Raw genomic sequence first — 1,925 nt, forward strand, 5'->3', positions numbered from 1 at the left:
GAAATCGGAGAGCTCGATCCTCGCAGCCAGGTGAAACTGCTCCGCGTGCTCCAGGACCAGACCTACGAGCCCCTGGGCTCGAGCGCCACACAACATCTCGACATTCGAGTGATCTCCGCCACCAACTGCGATCTCAATGCGGCGATCTCCGAGGGCTCGTTCAGAGAAGACCTGCTCTATCGCATCAACCTGATGACGTTGCGTCTGCCGTCGCTGGCCGAACGGCCGACGGACATCCCGCTTCTGGCGAATCACTTCCTGGCCCGGGCGGCCGCGGTCTTCGGCGAGGACCGCCGTCCGTTGAAGATCGCGTCTGATGCGTTACGCTGGCTGCAGGCTCAGCCCTGGCCCGGAAACGTCAGACAGCTGGCACAGTTTCTGGCCCGGGCGGTGCTCGTCGCCTGCGACCATACCGTCGACATCGGGACCTGCGAGCAGGTCGCCGTGATGGACAGCGCCAGATCCGAGTCGAGCAGCCTGCCGCCGGTAGGTACGATGACCGTTGACGAGATCGAAAAGGCGATGATCGAAAAGAGCCTGCGATACCACGACGGGAATCTGAGCAGGGCGGCCGAGTCGCTGGGGCTCAGTCGCGCGGCGCTCTACCGGCGATTGGAGAAGTACCGGATCGAGACGTGAAACTTCGGCTCAAGTTCCTGATCTATCTCGCGGTGCTGCACCTGGTGTTCGCCTTGTGCGCCGTCTGGTTCTTCAGCGACAACCGGGTCTGGTTGATCGCCGTCGAGATTTTCTTCGTCGTCTCCTTCGGGACGGGCGTGTATCTACTCAAGCGCTACTTCGACCCTCTGCGTCTGATCCAGAGTGGTGCTCACTACATCAGAGACGGCGAGTTCACCTCTCGCTTCACGCCCACCGGCCAGCAGGATGTCGACGGGATGCTGGACGTGTACAACTCGATGGTCGACCGGCTGCGGGAAGAACGGATCCGCAACGAAGAGCAAGAGCTACTGCTCAACAAGGTGCTGGAAGAGTCGCCGGGAGGCGTGATCACGCTGGATGTGGACGGCCGGATCGCGACGGTCAATCCGGCGGCGGAAGCGCTGATGGGCATCAAGAAGGACGACGCGATCGGCAGGAATCTGGCCGACCTGGACAACGCGCTCGCCGACGGACTGGCGCAGATTTCCCAAGACTCCAGCAAGCTCATCCCGATCTCCGGCCGCAAGCGAGTCCGATGTCGCAAGGGCTCGTTCATGGACCGGGGGTTCCCCCGGCAGTTCTTGTTGCTGGACGAGCTCACCGACGAGCTGCACCAGACGGAAAAGCGAGCGTACGAGAAACTCATCCGGATGATGAGCCACGAGGTCAACAACACATCGGGGGCGGTGCAGTCGCTGCTCCAGTCCAGCCTCGGCTACGCAAAGCAGCTGCGCGACGACGATCGCGAGGATTTTGCCCGCGCACTCGAGGTGGCGATCCAGCGAACCGCCAACCTGGACAAGTTCATGTCCGGCTTCGCCAACGTGGTGCGCCTGCCGCAGCCCCAGCTGCAACCGTCCAATCCCTGGCGCATCGCACAACAGACCGGCCTGCTGTTCAAGGACCGATGCGAAGCCGCCGACATTACATGGAAGGAAGAGCTCGACCCCGATCTCCCCGACGTCAGCTGCGACCCCGTTCAGCTGGAACAGGTCCTCGTCAACGTCATCAAGAACGCGACCGAAGCGATCGAATCAACCGGCAAGCCCGGCGAGATCACCCTGACCGGCAGCCGGAAAGGGCGCAGCTGCTCGCTGTCCATCTCCGACACCGGCCCCGGGCTCTCCCCCGAAGTGCAGAAGCACCTGTTCACCCCGTTCTACACGACCCGAGAAAACGGCCAGGGCATCGGCCTCACCATGGTCCAGGAGATCCTCCTGGCCCATGGCTTCGACTTCTCACTGGAAAACAAACAAGGCAAGGGA

2 protein-coding genes are annotated in these 1,925 nt (G+C 62.4%); both read left to right on the plus strand.

Annotated elements, in window-relative coordinates; all coding sequences use genetic code 11:
- On the plus strand, positions 1-639 hold a 639-nt coding region (locus GY725_11620), incomplete at its 5' end, for a sigma-54-dependent Fis family transcriptional regulator (protein MCP4004835.1).
- A partial coding sequence (locus GY725_11625) for a PAS domain S-box protein (protein ID MCP4004836.1) occupies positions 636-1,925 on the plus strand: 1,290 nt, incomplete at its 3' end. The genes GY725_11620 and GY725_11625, both read left to right, overlap by 4 nt.

It is taken from the genome of bacterium, assembly GCA_024226335.1.
Classification (GTDB): Bacteria; Myxococcota_A; UBA9160; order SZUA-336; family SZUA-336; genus JAAELY01.